Below are 16,828 nucleotides of genomic sequence, written 5' to 3' on the forward strand. Positions count from 1 at the left end.
GGGTTACTGGATCAGCGCCTGGATCGGCAACGTCGGTTACCTGGTGGCCGCTTTCGGCGCACTGGGTTATTTCTTCCCGGCGTTTGGCGAGGGCAACACCCCTGCGGCTATTGCCTGCGCTTCGGTGGTGCTGTGGGTAGTCCATGCGCTGGTGCTGCGCGGCATCAACACCGCCGCCTGGGTCAACGCGATTGTCACAGTCGCCAAGGTCATCCCCTTGCTGCTGTTCATCATCCTGGCCGCGGCCGCTTTCCAGACGTCCACCTTCAGCCTGGACTTCTGGGGCGGCGCCAAACTCGGCTCGGTGCTCGACCAGGTCAGGAGCACCATGCTGGTGACGGTGTGGGTCTTTATCGGCATCGAGGGCGCCAGCGTCTATTCAGCGCGCGCGCGGCAGCGCAAGGACGTCGGCAAGGCCACGGTAATTGGTTTCTCGATCTGCCTGGCACTGCTGATGGCGGTCTCGCTACTGTCCTTGGGCATCTTCACGCAACCGGAACTGGCCGGGCTGAAAAACCCCTCCATGGCGGGCGTGCTGGAGAAAGCCGTCGGCACCTGGGGCGCGGTGCTCATCTATATAGGGCTTATCGTTTCCGTGGGCGGCGGCTTCCTGGCCTGGACGCTGCTGGCCGCCGAGTCGCTCTTCACGCCGGCCAACAGCGGCGTGATGCCTGCGTGGCTGGGTCGCCAGAGCGGCAAGGGCGTGCCGGCCAACGCCTTGTGGCTGAGCAGCGCCATGGTGCAGGTTTTCCTCATCGTCACGCTGGTATCCAAGGCCTCCTACCTGGCGCTGATCTCGCTGTCGACCGCGATGATTTTGCTGCCTTACCTGTTCAGCGCGCTTTACGGCCTGAAGGTGCTGCTGCGCGGCGAGGGCCCAACGGGGGAAGCCACCGCCGGCGGGTCGCTGGACCTGCCAGTGGCCGCGCTCGCGTCGGTGTACTGCCTCTGGCTGCTGTATGCCGCCGGCACCAAATACCTGCTGCTGAGCGCCCTGCTCTACGCCCCCGGCGCGGCGCTGTACTTCTTCGCCAAACAGCAGGCCGGCAAGCACGCCGTCAGCGCAGGCGAAAAAGCCATGCTCGCGGCGCTGCTCGCGCTCGCGGCAGTGGCCGGCTGGATGCTCGCCGCCGGCCAGCTGAGCCTGTGATGGCCGGCGTTCATTCGGAAACGGGCCGACTGCGCAAGGTGCTGGTCTGCAAGCCGGGACTGGCGCACATGCGCCTGACACCCGCGAACTGCCAGGGCATGCTGTTCGATGACGTGATGTGGGTCGCGCAAGCCAAAAACGATCACTATGCATTCACCAGCGCCATGACGGAGCAAGGCGTGGAAGTGCTGGAACTGCACGACCTTCTCGCGGTCACGGTCAGCGACCCGGCGGTGCGCGACTGGCTGCTGGACCGCAAGCTGACCGGCATCGACCTGCAGGCCGCTGCCGTGCTGCGGCCCTGGCTGCAAGAACTGCCGTCCGCCCGCCTGGCCGAATTCCTGATTGGGGGGCTGACACCGGCGGACCTGCCCTTCAAGCTACCGGGTCTCACGGCCGCATGCGCAAGCGCCTCCGACCTGCTGTTGCCCGCCCTTCCCAATACGCTGTTCACGCGCGACAGCAGTTGCTGGATAGGCGACGGCGTGGTGCTGGGCGCCATGTACTGGCCCGCACGCCGGCAGGAAACCCTGCTCATGGCGGCCGTCTACCGTTTTCACCCAGCGTTCGCCGGCAAGGTCGCCGAGTGGTGGGGCGACCCCGGCCAGCCGCACGCGCAGGCCTCGCTCGAAGGCGGCGATGTGATGCCCCTGGGCAATGGGCTGGTGCTGGTCGGCATGGGCGAGCGGACCTCGCCGCAGGCCGTGAGCCAGCTGGCGCGCAGCCTGTTTGCCCGCGGCGCGGCGACCCGGGTGCTGGCCGCCCAGCTGCCCAAGTCGCGCGGGGCCATGCACCTGGACACGGTGCTGACTTTTTGCGACCGCGACCTAGTGACGGTGTTCCCGGAGATCGTGCAGGCCGTGCGCGTGTTCAGCCTCAGACCCGGCGATGCACTTGGTGCACTGGACGTCAGGGCGGAAACCGGACCCTTTCTTGACGTGCTCGCCCAGGCGCTGGGCATTGCGAAACTGCGCGTTGTCGCCACCGGCGGCAATGCCTATGAAGCCGAGCGCGAACAGTGGGACGACGGCAACAACGTGCTGGCACTGTCGCCCGGCGTGGTCATGGCCTACAACCGCAATACCCACACCAACACCTTGCTGCGCAAGGCCGGCGTCGAAGTCATCACCATCCCCAGCGGTGAGCTGGGGCGCGGCCGCGGCGGCAGCCACTGCATGTCCTGCCCGATTGAGCGCGACGCGGCCTGATCCTTTCCCGCCATTGAGGCATCCACGAAAGACGGCCATTCATGAGCTTCAACCTTCACAACCGCAGCCTGCTGGACCTCAAGGATTTCTCCCCGCGGGACATCCGTTTCCTGCTGGACCTGGCCGCCGAGCTCAAGCGCTCCAAATACGCGGGCAATGAACTCGCCCGCCTGAGGGGGAAAAACATCGCGCTGATTTTCGAGAAAGCCTCCACCCGCACGCGCTGCGCCTTCGAAGTCGCCGTGCACGACCAGGGCGGCCACGTGACCTACATCGACCCGGTCAGCTCACAGCTGGGGCACAAGGAGTCTCTCAAGGATACGGCTCGCGTACTTGGCAGGCTGTACGACGGCATTGAGTACCGGGGTTTTCACCAGACGGTGGTGGAAGAAATCGCGCGTTTCTCGCACGTCCCCGTCTGGAACGGGCTCACGGATGAGTCGCACCCGACCCAGGTGCTGGCAGACCTGCTGACGATGCAGGAGTTCGGCGAAAAGCCGCTGCACGAACTGTCCTTTTGCTACCTGGGCGACGCCCGCTTCAACATGGGTTGCTCGCTGCTGGTGGGCGGCACGCAGATGGGCATGGACGTTCGTATCGCCGCACCCTCCGCGCTGATGCCACCGCCCGCGCTGGTGAGCGAAATGCGCGAACTGGCAAGGACAACAGGCGCGCGCATCACCCTCAGCAACGATCCAACCGAAGCGGTCAAGGGCGCGGACTTTCTCTACACCGACGTCTGGGTGTCCATGGGTGAGCCCGACGACACCTGGAAACTGCGCATCGAGCAACTGCTGCCCTTCCAGGTCAACAGCGCCCTGATGAAGGCCACCGGCAAGCCGAGGACCCGCTTCATGCATTGCCTGCCGGCCTTTCACAACTTGGATACCGAGGTGGGGCGCCAAATCCACGAGCGCTATGGGCTCCGCGAAATCGAAGTGACCGATGAGGTCTTCGAGTCCGATGCGTCCATTGTGTTTACGCAGGCGGAAAACCGTATGCACACCATCAAGGCCGTGCTCGTGGCCACCCTCGCATGAAGCTGGTCGTGGCGCTGGGCGGCAATGCCTTGCTGCGCCGGGGCCAGTCACTCAGCGCGCAGCACCTGCTGGAAAACATCCAGGGCGTGGCGGCCCAATTGGCCCGCGTCGCACTGCAGCATGAATTGGTGGTGACGCACGGCAACGGGCCGCAAATAGGCCTGCTGGCCCTGCAGAACTCGGCCTACGCGGCAGTGGCGCCCTATCCACTCGATATCCTGGGCGCACAAACCGAAGGCATGATCGGCTACCTGCTGGAGCAGGAACTTGCCAACCACCTTCCACCCCGGCGCCCCGTGGTCACCCTGCTCACGCGCGTGGAAGCCGATCCGGCCGACCCGGCTTTCGGGAGGCCCAACAAACCCATAGGGCCTGTTTATACGAAGGAGGAAGGCGAACGGCTTGAACAAGCCATGCACTGGCATGTTGCGCCGGACGGGGCAGGCTTCAGGCGCGTCGTGGCTTCGCCTCTCCCAACATGTGTGCTGGGCATGGACCCGATCCGCTGGCTGCTGCAGCATGAGGCGGTGGTGATCGCGGCGGGTGGTGGCGGCATCCCGGTGGTGCGCGCTGCCGACGGGCGTTCTCTTCAAGGCATCGACGCCGTGATCGACAAGGACCTGACGGGCGCCCTGCTCGCGCAGGAACTGGGGGCCGACTGCCTGGTGATTGCCACTGACGTGGATGCGGTCTATCTTGATTGGGGAACGCCGTCGCAGCGCGCCGTTGGCAAGGTGAGGCCGGAGGAACTGCTGAGCCATAGCTTCCCCGCAGGCTCCATGGGCCCCAAAGTGCAGGCTGCTACCGGCTTTGTGTCAAAGACCGGCAAGAAGGCGCTGATAGGCTCACTGGCCCAGATCGAGGAGATGCTGGCGGGCCGCGCCGGTACCGAGGTCAGCCCCCACGGAGACACCGCGGGCCAGGACCCGGTTATTGCGGCCAGTGCGTGAAACGCAGCAAATCGATTGACTGCGGCTGGAAGCCCTGCCGTCCGCCACGAATCTGTCCACATTTGACCCGCATCAACATGCGGCTCCAAAAAAAAGCCACCATGGATAACGTTTCAACTCACATGAGGCATTGACCATGTTCAAGCGAATCCTGATTCCCGTGGATGGCAGCGACACCTCCAACAAGGCCCTTGTCGCCGGTCTGGCGATGGCGCGCGAGACCAGCGCCAGCGTACGGCTGCTGCACGCCTTCAATGAGGCAGCCTACCTGGGTGGAGTCGACCCCTATGGCACCTGGTCGGCCGATCTGGTTGGCATGATGCGCGAAAGCGGCGCCAAGGTCCTGACGGACGCCACGGCCATCGCCGGGTCAGCCGGCGTCACGGCAAGCCAGGTACTTTGCGATGAGCCGGGCAAACGCCTGGGAGAGTCGGTGGCCGAGGCGGCCAGGCTCTGGAATGCCGATCTCATTGTGGTCGGCTCCCACGGCCGGCGCGGCCTGGGGCGGGTGCTGCTGGGCAGTGGCGCCGAACAGATCCTGAGGCTGGCGCCGGTGCCTGTCCTGGTCGTCCGCGACTCACCTTCGGCGCAGGTTTAAACGAAAAATAGCTGCAGGGCATGACTAACGTGCGCGAGTAGCTATCAAAATAATAGCAAATCCTCGGAGCGGGGTATCGTCGCCAGGTCGACCACGCGCCAGGCCGGGCGTCAGCTTTCATTTGACGCGCTGATGGCCTGCCGTTGTTGTTCCCTGTCTGCCAGCAAGTCGACAAAGGCACGGACCTTCGCGGGTCGAAAGCGCGCAGCCGGAAAAACCGCGTGGATACCGCCCGAAGGCAGATGCCACTGTGGCAGCACCTGGATGAGACGGCCGGCCGCAAGATCACCCGCTACCGCATAGTCCGGCAGCACCGAAAGCCCCGCGCCCTGGAACACGGCTTCGCGCACGGCAAGCGTGGCGTCGAGAAAAATCGAGGCCTGCACGCTCACGGCCTGGCGCTCTCCCTCGTTGAGCGAGAAACTCCACGTCAGGTGGTCGCGAAGCGCGGTGTTGGCGATGAAGGGAAGGCCGGCGATGTCTTGCGGGCCGGTCAACCGCGCCACTTGGGGCTTCATGGTCGGCGACGCCACGAGCAGTTGCCGGAAAGAACCGATTTTTCGCGCCTGCAGGCTGGTTTCCGCGAGCCAGCCGACACGGATCGCCAGTTCGATGTTGCCCGACATGAGGTCCAGCGTCTGGTCGGTAAGGGCGGCATCGACCTTGCACGCAGGATAGCGCCGGGTAAAGGCGGCGATGGCCGGCACCACCACGCCGACACCATAGTCGAAAGGCGCGGTGAGCCGCAGCATGCCGGAAGGCTCCGCCGAGGTTTCAGCCAGGTCGTCGAAAGCATCTCCGGCTTCGCGCAGGATCAGCGCGCAGCGCAGGTAGAAGGCCTGGCCCTGTTCGGTGGGCTGCACCTTGCGTGTGGTGCGGACGAGCAGCGATGTCCGGAATTCGCGCTCCAGCCGGGCAACCTGCTGGCTGACCACCGCCTTGGTGATCCCCAGACGGTCCGCCGCCGCAGTGAAGGAGCCAGTTTCCACTACCGCCGCGAAGTAGGCCAGGCGCCTCAGGTTTCCCAGCCCCCCGAGGCCGCCTTCATCTTGATTGTTTACTTTAAGCATACATTGTGTTTATCAGATACGTCTTTAACAGTCAATGCATAGTGCCTACGATCAAAGCCAGTGAGCAAAACCACAACAGAACACCAAGAAGACCTCATGACCACGACCCTCCATTACCTGTTCGACCCGCTGTGCGGCTGGTGCTACGGCGCCATACCGGCACTCTCGGCATTGCGCGAAGTTCCCGCTGTCCATATCGAATTGCTGCCCACCGGGCTGTTCGCTGGCGGGGGCGCACGGCCCATGACCGGTGAGTTCGCCGCCTATGCCTGGTCCAACGACCAGCGCATCGAGCGCCTGACGGGACAACGTTTCACCGAGCAGTATCGGGAGCGGGTTCTCGGAGATCGCCAGCGGCTGTTTGACAGCGGCCCCGCCACGGTGGCGCTGACTGCCGTGTCATTGACAGCGCCGACCAGGGAACTGGAAGCCCTCAAGGCAATACAGAGTGCGCGCTACGTGGACGGCAAGGACACGACCTCATTGGCAACACTGGCCGGCGTCCTGCGCGGGCTCGGCCTCGAACAGGCCGCCGCAAGGGTGGCGCAGCACGATGAAGATTTACTCGCGGCCAACCAGACCCGCATGGATCGCGCTCGGGCCTTGATGCAGGAGTTCAGCGCGCGTGGCGTGCCCACCCTGGTGGTCGAATCGGGCGCCCGGCGCTGGGTCGTGAACCACGCCGATTTTTATTCCAACCCGCGCGCGCTGGTCGGCGAACTGGAAGCTGCCTGATACCGGCCGCAGCCCCTGCCCATCTCCGCATCCCTTTTGAATTAACCGCTAGGAAGAAAAACCATGACAACACGAAGAGAAGCAATCAAAACTGTAGCCGGCGCGGCTGTCGCGACGGCCATCCTAGGAGTGAAAAGCGCTATGGCTGCCAATACCAACCTGACCTGGAAACATTTCCCCGCCGGCGAGCACGGATTCTTCCGTGCCCCGGTACTGATCTCCGGCGAGCGTGAAGCCGTCCTGATCGACGGGGGCTTCACGCTTCCCGACGGCAAGGCGCTGGCCGAAGCCATCAAGGCCACCGGGAAAAAGCTCACGACCATCTACATCAGCCAGAGTGATCCTGACTACTACTTCAGCCTGGCGCCCATCAAGGCGGCGTTTCCCGAAGCCAAGGTGATCGCGGCACCGGCCACGATCGCGGCCATCAAGGGCAACGTGGAAAAGAAACTGGCCACCTGGGGCCCGCAGCTCAAGGAAAACGGTCCGCAGGCGCTGGCGGACATCGTGATGCCCGAAGCCTTTGACGGCCGTAGCCTCACCCTGGAAGGCCAGACCCTCGAGATCGCCGACGCCGCCGGCCTCGCCAACCGACGCTACATCTGGGTGCCTTCGCTGAACGCCATCTTCGGCGGCGTGCTGCTGTTCTCCGGCGTTCACGTATGGACCGCCGACACGCAGGGCGCCGAAGGCCGTGCCGCATGGGTGAAGGCGCTTGACGCCATGGCCGCGCGCAAACCCGCCGTGGTCGTCCCCGGCCACATGGCGGTCACGGCGGCGGTGGATGCAAGCGCGATCAAATACACCCGCGACTATCTTGTGGCTTTCGAGGAAGAGCTGGCCAAGGCCGCGGACAGCGCCGCCCTCATCGCGGCGATGACCAAGCGTTACCCGAACGCCGGCATGGGCGTGGCGCTGCAAATCGGCGCCAAGGTCGCCAAAGGCGAGATGAAGTGGGGCTGAAGCCATGATGTCGAATCTCGACATCGTCCGTGCCCACTACACGGCGTCGGGCCAGGGAAACATCGACGAAATGATGGCCCATGTTTCACCGCAGGTGCGCTGGACCGAGATGGCGGGCTTCCCCTGCGCGGGCACCTGGGTCGGGCCGCAAGCGGTTGTCGACAACGTCTTTGCCGTGCTGGGCCGGGACTGGATCGGCTATCGCTTCGAACTGCAAAGCCTCATCGACGCCGGCGACCACATCATCGGTATGGGAAGCTACTACGGCACTTACCGCGCCACGGGCAAAGCCATGCAGGCCCGTGTGGCCCACGTCTGGCACCTGCAGGACGGAAAGGTCGTGGCCTTTGAGCAGTTCACAGATACGCTGCTTGTCCGTCAGGCGATGAGCTGACAATCCGGACGCCTGCAAACAAAAAGCCCACTCTCCTTGCGAAGAGCGGGCCGCTATCGACCAAGACTTCCCGTATTTAGAACGGGATATCGTCGTCCATGTCGTCAAAGCCGCTGGCGGCCTTGGCTGCAGGGGCGGGCCGCGGTGCAGCGGCTTGCGGGCGTGCCGCAGGTGCGGACTGGCGCGGCGCTTCGTAACCGCCACCGTCGTCACTGCCGGGGCCGCCCATGCCCTGGCGGCTGCCGAGCATCTGCATCTGGTCGGCGCGGATTTCGGTGGTGTACTTTTCCTGGCCATCCTTGTCGGTCCACTTGCGCGTGCGCAGGCTGCCTTCGACATAGACCTGCGAGCCCTTGCGCAGGTACTGGCCGACGATTTCCGCCAGGCGGCCATTGAACACCACGCGGTGCCACTCGGTGGCCTCCTTCATTTCACCGGTCTGCTTGTCCTTCCACTTGTCGGTGGTGGCGATGGTGACATTGGCGACCTGGTCGCCGCTCGGGAAGCTGCGCATTTCGGGGTCGCGGCCCAAGTTGCCGACGACGATGACTTTATTGACGGATGCCATGAAGGGTTCTCCTGAGCTGATCTACAGAGCGGGGCCCTGCTATTTATGAATAACTCACAGTTTAACTGGCCGGCCCGGCAAAGCATCGCCACCCGGGACGGCCGCAGTCGCCTGCCGCCCGGGTGCCCGCATGGGCCAGGCCACCAGGAGCCAGGCCAGCATCAGGGCGCCGCACACCCCAAAAAGCCCTGGGGCACCGTGCATTTTGGTGACCCAGCCGCCGACGGCCCCGCCGGCAAAAAACCCCAGCGATTGCAGGGTGTTGTACACCCCCAGGGCCGCGCCGCGCGCATGCGCCGGCGCGAGCCGGGAGGCCAGGCTGGGCTGGGTGGCCTCCAGCACGTTGAAACCACAGAAAAACAGGAACAGCAAGGCGGCCAGTGCGCCCAGGCCGTGCGGCACCGGGCCCGATGAGGCCACCCACAGCAGCCCCAGCTGCACCACAAGGATCAGGACCACGGCACCCAGGAACACCGCCCGCAGGTAGCCGCGGCGCTCCAGCGGGAACAGCACCGCGCCCATCACGACAAATGAGGCCAGCACCGCCGGCAGGTAGACCTGCCAGTGGCCGGCCTTGTCCAGTCCGGCAGTCACCAGCAGCGCCGGAATCGCCACCCACATGGCCAGTTGCACCGCATGCAGCACGAACACCCCGAAATCCAGCCGCAGCAAGGCGGGGTCTTTCAGGACTTCGGGCAGGCTGCCGCGAGGGCGGCTCGCATGTTCCAACGGCTCGGGCGGCACCCACCAGGCGACCACCGCGATGCCGGCCAGGGCCAGCGCGCCGGTCAGGGCGAACAGGCCGTGCAGGCCGATATAGGCCGCGAGCAACGGCGCGACGAGCAGCGAGAGCGCGAACATCAGCGCGATGCTGCCGCCCACCAGCGCCATGGCTTTGGTGCGCACCTCATCGCGCGTGGAATCGGCCAGCAGCGCGGTGACAGCGGCCGAAATGGCGCCTGCGCCCTGCAGCGCGCGGCCAGCGACCAGCCAGTTCAGATCGGGGGCCCAGACTGCGATAAAACTGCCCAGGGCAAATAAAAGCAGGCCGGAAATGATCACCGGTTTTCGGCCCCACCAGTCGGAAGCGATGCCGAAGGGGATCTGCAACAGCCCCTGCGTAAGTCCGTAAATGCCCATGGCCAAACCGATGCGTGCTGGATCGTCGCCCCCCGGATATTTGGCCGCCTCCAGCGCAAACACTGGCAGCACCAAAAAGAGGCCGAGCATGCGCAGCGCAAAGATTGAAGCCAGCGAAGCGCTGGCGCGCCGCTCGGTAGCGGTCATGGGGAACGACATGGGGGCTTTAGGCGCAGTCAAGGGAAGTTAAAAAGGGGGAAAACGGCCAAAACAGCTAAAAAAGCTCCAAAACAGGGCAATAACCCGGGATTGACCGACTTGGGCTCGGCCAGCCCCGGCCGCACCCGGCTTGCCTAACCGGCTATTGTGCTTGAAACGGTGCTTCGGACTATGATGGAGAGTTTTGCGGCTGGCACATCTTGAACTCTCCTGACGACAGCAAATACCTTGCCAAAGCGCTTGCGGCTCAGCGGATCAGCATCCGGGGGGCGCGCACGCACAACCTCAAAAATATCGATCTCGATATTCCGCGTAACCAGCTGGTGGTGATCACCGGGCTGAGCGGTTCGGGCAAGTCGTCTCTCGCCTTTGACACGCTGTATGCCGAAGGCCAACGCCGCTACGTCGAAAGCCTTTCCACCTACGCCCGCCAGTTTTTGCAGCTGATGGACAAGCCCGACGTTGACATGATCGAAGGCCTGTCGCCCGCGATTTCCATCGAGCAAAAAGCGACCTCGCACAACCCGCGTTCCACCGTGGGCACTGTTACTGAAATCCACGATTACCTGCGCCTGCTGTTCGCGCGGGCCGGCACGCCCTATTGCCCGAACCACGACCTGCCGCTGCAGGCCCAAAGCGTCAGCGAGATGGTCGACACGGCGCTGGCGCTGCCGGAAGACACCAAGCTGATGATCCTGGCGCCGGTGGCGCGCGACCGCAAGGGCGAATTCGTCGACGTGTTTGCAGAGATGCAGTCGCAAGGCTATGTGCGCTTTCGCGTTGACGGCACGGCGTATGAATACGACGATCTGCCCAAGCTGAAGAAAACCGAAAAACACAATGTCGATGTGGTAATTGACCGCATCAAGGTGCGCGCGGACCTGCAGCAGCGCCTGGCCGAAAGCTTTGAAGCGGCGCTGCGGCTGGCCGACGGCAAGGCGATTGCCATGGAAATGGACACCGGCAAAGAGCATCTCTTCAGCGCGAAGTTTTCCTGCCCGGTCTGTGACTATTCCCTGAGCGAAATGGAGCCGCGGCTCTTCTCGTTCAATTCGCCCGTCGGCGCCTGCCCCACCTGTGACGGCCTGGGCCACATGGAATTTTTCGACCCGGCACGCGTGGTGGCTTTCCCATCGCTGAGCCTGGCGAGTGGCGCGGTCAAGGGTTGGGACCGCCGCAATGGCTACTACTTCTCAATGCTGGAGAGCCTGGCAAAGCACTACAAATTCGACATCGACGCCGCCTTTGAAAACCTGCCCGACAACGTGCGGCAAGTGGTTCTGTATGGCTCGGGCGAGGAAGAAATCAAGTTCAGCTATGTGATGGACTCGGGCAATTTCGCCGGAAAGAAGATCGCGAAGAAGCATCCGTTCGAAGGCGTCATCACTAACTTTGAACGGCGTTACCGCGAAACCGACTCCGCCGCCGTGCGCGAGGAGCTGGCCCGCTACCGCAGCGTACAGCCCTGTCCTGACTGCGAAGGAACGCGCCTGCGCACCGAGGCGCGCCACGTGTACCTGGTCAGCGCGCCCGAAGACGCCAGCGATGCATCAGTGCGCGGCGGCAACCAGCCCCAGCGCAAGGCGATTTATGAAATCAGCCATTCCACACTGCGTGAAAGCTTCGAGTACTTCAACGCGCTGAAAATGCAGGGCGCCAAGGCCGAAATTGCGGCCAAGGTGGTGCGTGAAATCGGCCTGCGCCTGAAATTCCTCAACGACGTGGGCCTCAATTACCTCAGCCTGGACCGCAGCGCCGAGACACTGTCAGGCGGCGAATCCCAGCGCATCCGCCTGGCCTCGCAGATCGGCTCCGGCCTGACGGGCGTGATGTATGTGCTCGACGAGCCCAGCATTGGCCTGCACCAGCGAGACAACGACCGCCTGATCGGCACGCTCAAGCATTTGCGCGACATCGGCAACAGCGTGCTGGTGGTCGAGCACGACGAGGACATGATCCGCGCGGCCGACCATGTGATCGACATGGGGCCGGGCGCCGGCATCCACGGCGGGCGCGTGATGGCCCAGGGCACCTTTGACGAGGTGAAGAACCACCCCGATTCACTGACGGGCAAATACCTCGCGCAGACCTTGAAGATCGCCGTTCCCAAACGCCGCACACCCTGGCTGCCGACGGTGAAGGCCGTGGAAACGGCTGAGAAGAAAAAAGCCTCACGCTTTCCGCAAAGCCCGGCCGCAGAACGCCGTGCCGCGCGTGAAGCCATTCATCAGGCCACGCTGGGCGACATGCAGGCGTTGCGCGTGATCAACGCCACCGGCCATAACCTCAAAGGCGTGAGCGTGGAATTCCCGGTGGGGCTGCTGACCTGCGTGACCGGGGTATCGGGCTCCGGCAAATCGACACTGGTCAACGACACGCTATACACCGCCGTGGCGCGCACGCTGTACCGCGCCCATGAAGAGCCCGCGCCACACGAAGCGATTGAAGGCATCGAGCATTTCGACAAGGTCATCAATGTTGACCAGTCGCCCATCGGCCGCACGCCGCGCAGCAACCCGGCGACCTATACCGGCCTGTTCACACCCATCCGCGAGCTGATGGCTGAGATGAACACGGCGCGCGAGCGCGGCTATGGCGCCGGCCGCTTCAGCTTCAATGTGGCCGGCGGCCGTTGCGAAGCCTGCCAGGGCGACGGCGTCGTCAAGGTCGAGATGCACTTCCTTCCCGACGTGTATGTGCCCTGCGATGTCTGCAAAGGCATGCGCTACAACCGCGAAACGCTTGAAGTGCAGTACAAGGGCAAAAACATCGCGCAGATCCTGGACCTGACCGTCGAGGTAGCCGCCGAGTTCTTTAAGGCCGTGCCCACGATTGCCCGCAAACTGCACACTCTGCTTGACGTGGGCCTGTCCTATATCAAGCTGGGCCAGGCCGCGACCACGCTTTCGGGTGGCGAAGCGCAGCGCGTGAAGCTTGCACTGGAATTGAGCAAACGCGACACCGGCCGTACGCTGTACATCCTCGATGAACCGACGACCGGCCTGCACTTTGCCGACATCGACCTGCTGCTCAAGGTCCTGCACCAGCTGCGCGATGCAGGCAACACGATTGTGGTGATCGAGCACAACCTGGACGTCATCAAGACGGCCGACTGGCTGATCGACATGGGTCCGGAAGGCGGCGCGGGTGGCGGCACGGTAGTAGGCGTGGGTACGCCCGAAGACATCGCGGTCAACCCAGCCAGCCACACCGGGCGCTACCTCGCACGCCTGCTCTGATCGCCGCGTCAAGGTGCCCACCGCGCGGGGCGCCATTTTTTTCGAGAAACTCGGTTTTGAACAGCTCCACCTTTTTCACCCAGCGCAAAGTGGTTTTCCTGCTGGCCTCACTGTGCTGCCTGCTCTGGGGCAGCGCCTACCCGGCCATCAAGAACGGCTATGCGCTGTTTCATATTGCCGCCAACGATATTCCCTCCAAGCTGGTGTTTGCTGGCTGGCGCTTTATTTTTGCCGGCCTGGTGCTGCTAGTGTTTGCGGTCATCAGCAAGAAGCCGGTGTTCCAGCTGGACCGCCGCACCTTCGGACAGGTGACGCTGGTGGGACTTACGCAGACGAGCCTGCAGTACGTGTTCTTCTACATCGGCCTGGCGTACGCCACCGGCGTGAAGAGCTCGATCATGAATGCAACGGGCACCTTCTTCAGCGTGCTGCTGGCGCACTACATCTACAAGAACGACCGGCTCAGTTTCAACAAGGTGCTGGGCTGCGTGGTGGGTTTTGCCGGCGTGATGGTGGTGAACTTCAGTGAAGGCCTGCTGACGTTTGACTTCACGCTGCTCGGAGAAGGCTTTGTGGTGATCGCAGCCTTTGTGCTGTCGGCCGCCAGCATCTATGGCAAAAAAGTGTCACAGCGTGTGGACTCGGTGGTGCTGACGGGCTGGCAGCTGGCCATTGGCGGCCTGGCCCTGCTGCTTATCGGTGTTGCCACCGGCGGAACCTTGACCGGTTTCACGCTTCAGTCCACCTTGCTGATGATTTACCTTGTGGTGCTGTCTTCCGCAGCATTTTCGCTATGGACGATCTTGCTGAAGTACAACCGCGTGAGCATGATCACGGTGTTCAATTTCATGGTGCCGATTTTTGGGACACTGCTGTCGGCGGTGTTTCTGGATGAGCGCTTCCTGGAGTGGAAAAACGGCCTGGCCTTGTTGCTGGTTTGTTACGGGATCTGGCTGGTGACAAAAGAGGAGAAAGTTACCGGCTGAGCCTGGATTTTTCGCGCACGCAGCCCCTGGCGGCGAGGACGATCGCAATGGCAGCCAGCACCGCCGCAACCGCGAACGTGGCCTGCATGCCGGTAGCGACGGCCCCGGCACTCGCCGCCGTGACGTCGGTGGCCGCCGATGCGAACGCGAACACGGCGCCCATCGCGGAGGCACCTGTCATGAGCCCCAGATTGCGCGAGAGGTTGAGCATGCCGGAAATGACCCCGCGCTCGTCCGAAGAGATGTCCGTCATGACAGCCGTGTTGTTGGCGGCCTGGAACAGCTGATAGCCCGGGGTCAGGATAAAGAGGGCAACCAGGTAGCCCGCAACACCGAACACGGCCGGAAGCACGGCCAGCGCCCCTGCGCCGGCGGCCACGGCGATCAGTCCCGCGAGGGCCATGAACGGCGCACCCAGGCGGTCCACCATGCGGCCGGCCGGAACGCCACTCAATGCGGAAATCACGGGACCGACCGACATGACGATGCCCACCAGCGCTGCGTTGAGCCCGAGCGCACGGGACAGGTAGAACGGCCCGACCACCAGCGTCGCCATCATGACCGTCGCAACGAGCGAGTTCATCAGGAGGCTGGCGCGCAAACCGGGATTGCGGAACACCGCGAGCCGGACCAAAGGGGACTTCGCTTTCGACTCGACCAACGCAAAGAGGCCGGTGCCCAGCGCAGCCGCTGCCAGCAGCGCCACATTGAACAGACCGAAATTGCCGCGCCCCATGGTCATGGCAAGAGCATAAGCCGCGAGTGTCAGGGCCAGCAGCAACGTGCCCAGATAGTCAAAGCGCGGACGAATCATTTCCGGCTTCTTGAGGTCAACGGGAAGGTAGCGCCAGGACAGGGCAAAAGCCAGGATACCCAGCGGCACATTGACCAGGAAAATCGCACGCCAGCCCGACACGGCAATCAGGGCCCCGCCCAGCGAAGGCCCCAGCGCGGTGCCGACCGCGGACATCGTTCCGAGCAGCCCCATGGCGCTGCCAGTCCTGGCCTTTGGCACTGCCTCGCCCACAAACGCCATGGTGAGCGCCATCATCACGGCCGCCCCCAGGCCCTGCACCGCACGGGCGGTGATCAGCAGCCAGAGCGCCGGCGCGATACCGCACAGAACGGATCCCACCGAAAACAGGAGGATGCCGCCGAGCAACAGGCGCTTGCGGCCTACGAGGTCTCCCAGCCGTCCGGCACCGACGATCAGGGCGGTGATGGAAAGCAGGTAAGCGAGGACGACCCATTGCACTTGCTGAAAGGACGCGTTGAATGCCTGTGCCAGTGTCGGCAAGCCTACATTGGCGCTGCTGGTGCCAAGCGAGGACAGCAGCATCGATAGCGAGAGGCTGGCGAGCACCCACCGCACAGATGGGGACGGCGCCGGAGCGGCGTCGGCTTTTCCGGGCAAGTGCGTAGGTATGTGGGAAGTGGTCAAGATGGGTCCAGAGAAAGGGTCGGTCGGTTTTGGCGGAGAGGGGCAGCACCCTGTATGGAGCTGTCTGAAGCGTAGTTCTTTGCCTGTCATGGCGGAAGACGCACCATTTGCACTTTATGAATGCGTTTAACGCCATGTCACCGTCAAATTGCGGTAAGGTCGATGCATGGCTACCCCCGATTTCAACCTGCTTGTCACCCTGGATGTACTGCTCGCCGAAGGCAGCGTGGCGGGCGCGGCACGGCGCCTGCGGCTGAGCCCGTCTGCGATGAGCCGGGCGCTGGCGCGGCTGCGCGAAACGACGGGCGACCCGTTGCTGGTCAGGGCAGGCCGCGGCCTCGTTCCCACACCGCGGGCCACCGAACTGCGCGAACGGGTCAGCCAGCTTGTACAGGAGGCACAAGCCGTGTTGCGGCCTGCCAAAAGGCTCAGGCTCAAGCAGCTGGTCCGGACCTTCACGCTGCGCACGCGCGAAGGTTTTGTGGAGAACTTCGGCCCGGACCTCATTGCGCGTGTCGCGAGGGAAGCGCCCGGCGTGCGCCTGTGCTTTGTGCAGAAGCTGGACAAGGACAGCGCACCACTTCGCGACGGGCTCGTTGACCTGGAAACTGGCGTGGTGGGACAGGCGGCTGCACCGGAACTGCGCGTGCAGGCCTTGTTCCGTGACCGTTTTGTCGGCGTCGTACGCAGGGGGCATCCGCTGGGCGAAGGCGATATCACCTCCGCCCGCTACGCCGCCGGCAGGCACATCGATGTGTCGCGGCGAGGCCTGGGCAAGGGACCGGTGGATGAAGCCTTGCGCCCTTTCGGACTGGAGAGGGAGATCGCCACCATCGTCGGCGGCTTCGCGGCAGCCCTGGCCCTTGCCCGGGCCTCAGACCTGATCGCCACGGTTCCCGAGCGGCACACCGGCAACCTGCGTGCCGGAATGCACAGTTTTGCGCTGCCTGTCAGCACACCGGAGATCACTGTGTCGATGCTCTGGCACCCGCGGCTGGATGCGGATCCGGGGCATCGGTGGCTTCGGGGTTGTGTCCGGGACATTTGTGCGGGAAGCTCCGATCCCCGTCATTCGATGCCCGCACCGGCAAGCCTCGGCAAGAAGCACGTGGACGAAGCAAACCTACTCGCAGAAAACACGGTTGCGGAAAAGCGCCGCACATAACAGGAGAGATGGCCTCAAGCAT

At 63.8% G+C, this 16,828-nt stretch carries 15 protein-coding genes; 11 read left to right on the forward strand and 4 right to left on the reverse strand.

Annotation, left to right across the window (positions count from 1 at the left end; genetic code table 11):
* The 5 genes from AC1D0Z_RS01105 to AC1D0Z_RS01125 all read left to right on the forward strand — a co-directional run.
* A partial coding sequence (locus AC1D0Z_RS01105) for a basic amino acid/polyamine antiporter (protein WP_477656404.1) occupies positions 1–1,150 on the forward strand: 1,150 nt, incomplete at its 5' end.
* Entirely contained in the window at positions 1,150–2,358 is a 1,209-nt protein-coding gene (locus AC1D0Z_RS01110; protein ID WP_477656405.1) for an arginine deiminase, read from the forward strand. The genes AC1D0Z_RS01105 and AC1D0Z_RS01110, both read left to right, overlap by 1 nt.
* A 41-nt stretch (positions 2,359–2,399) precedes the next feature.
* Positions 2,400–3,398, forward strand: coding sequence for an ornithine carbamoyltransferase (gene argF / locus AC1D0Z_RS01115; RefSeq protein WP_477656406.1), 999 nt, complete (start codon positions 2,400–2,402; stop codon positions 3,396–3,398).
* On the forward strand, positions 3,395–4,348 hold the full coding sequence (gene arcC / locus AC1D0Z_RS01120) for a carbamate kinase (RefSeq protein ID WP_477656407.1): 954 nt from the start codon (positions 3,395–3,397) through the stop codon (positions 4,346–4,348). The genes argF and arcC overlap by 4 nt, the downstream gene beginning before the upstream one ends.
* A 136-nt stretch (positions 4,349–4,484) precedes the next feature.
* Complete coding sequence (locus AC1D0Z_RS01125; protein ID WP_477656408.1) at positions 4,485–4,946, forward strand: universal stress protein; 462 nt, start codon at positions 4,485–4,487, stop codon at positions 4,944–4,946.
* A gap of 110 nt (positions 4,947–5,056) precedes the next feature.
* Here the strand turns inward: AC1D0Z_RS01125 and AC1D0Z_RS01130 are convergent, their stop codons facing one another.
* A complete protein-coding gene (locus tag AC1D0Z_RS01130; RefSeq protein WP_477656409.1) occupies positions 5,057–6,016 on the reverse strand; it encodes a LysR family transcriptional regulator in 960 nt (319 codons plus the stop codon).
* Between the two features lie 96 nt (positions 6,017–6,112).
* On the opposite strand from AC1D0Z_RS01130, the gene AC1D0Z_RS01135 reads away from it, so the two are divergent.
* From AC1D0Z_RS01135 to AC1D0Z_RS01145, 3 genes are all read left to right on the forward strand, one after another.
* Positions 6,113–6,751: a DsbA family protein gene (locus tag AC1D0Z_RS01135; protein ID WP_477656410.1), complete on the forward strand. Its 639-nt coding sequence runs from the start codon at positions 6,113–6,115 to the stop codon at positions 6,749–6,751.
* A 63-nt stretch (positions 6,752–6,814) separates the two neighbouring features.
* Entirely contained in the window at positions 6,815–7,714 is a 900-nt protein-coding gene (locus AC1D0Z_RS01140) for an MBL fold metallo-hydrolase (protein WP_477656411.1), read from the forward strand.
* 4 nt (positions 7,715–7,718) lie between these two features.
* Positions 7,719–8,108 carry a nuclear transport factor 2 family protein gene (locus AC1D0Z_RS01145; protein WP_477656412.1) on the forward strand — a complete coding sequence of 130 codons (390 nt, stop codon included), beginning with the start codon at positions 7,719–7,721 and terminating at the stop codon, positions 8,106–8,108.
* Positions 8,109–8,184: 76 nt separating this feature from the next.
* On the opposite strand, the gene ssb is transcribed toward AC1D0Z_RS01145, so the two are convergent.
* On the reverse strand, positions 8,185–8,676 hold the full coding sequence (gene ssb, locus AC1D0Z_RS01150; protein WP_477656413.1) for a single-stranded DNA-binding protein: 492 nt from the start codon (positions 8,674–8,676) through the stop codon (positions 8,185–8,187).
* A 54-nt stretch (positions 8,677–8,730) separates the two neighbouring features.
* Positions 8,731–9,963: an MFS transporter gene (locus AC1D0Z_RS01155; RefSeq protein ID WP_477656414.1), complete on the reverse strand. Its 1,233-nt coding sequence runs from the start codon at positions 9,961–9,963 to the stop codon at positions 8,731–8,733.
* Positions 9,964–10,175: 212 nt separating this feature from the next.
* Between AC1D0Z_RS01155 and uvrA the strand changes: the two genes are divergently transcribed.
* Complete coding sequence (uvrA, locus tag AC1D0Z_RS01160) at positions 10,176–13,214, forward strand: excinuclease ABC subunit UvrA (protein ID WP_477656415.1); 3,039 nt, start codon at positions 10,176–10,178, stop codon at positions 13,212–13,214.
* Between the two features lie 56 nt (positions 13,215–13,270).
* Positions 13,271–14,200 (forward strand): DMT family transporter, encoded by a 930-nt coding sequence (locus AC1D0Z_RS01165; protein WP_477656416.1) that lies wholly within the window; start codon positions 13,271–13,273, stop codon positions 14,198–14,200.
* Here AC1D0Z_RS01165 and AC1D0Z_RS01170 read toward each other — a convergent pair.
* Positions 14,190–15,641, reverse strand: coding sequence for an MFS transporter (locus tag AC1D0Z_RS01170; RefSeq protein WP_477656417.1), 1,452 nt, complete (start codon positions 15,639–15,641; stop codon positions 14,190–14,192). The genes AC1D0Z_RS01165 and AC1D0Z_RS01170 overlap by 11 nt on opposite strands.
* Before the next feature lie 166 nt (positions 15,642–15,807).
* On the opposite strand from AC1D0Z_RS01170, the gene AC1D0Z_RS01175 reads away from it, so the two are divergent.
* On the forward strand, positions 15,808–16,806 hold the full coding sequence (locus AC1D0Z_RS01175; RefSeq protein ID WP_477656418.1) for a LysR family transcriptional regulator: 999 nt from the start codon (positions 15,808–15,810) through the stop codon (positions 16,804–16,806).
* Positions 16,807–16,828: the final 22 nt, after the last annotated feature.

The organism is Polaromonas sp. P1_E3 (assembly GCF_056405935.1).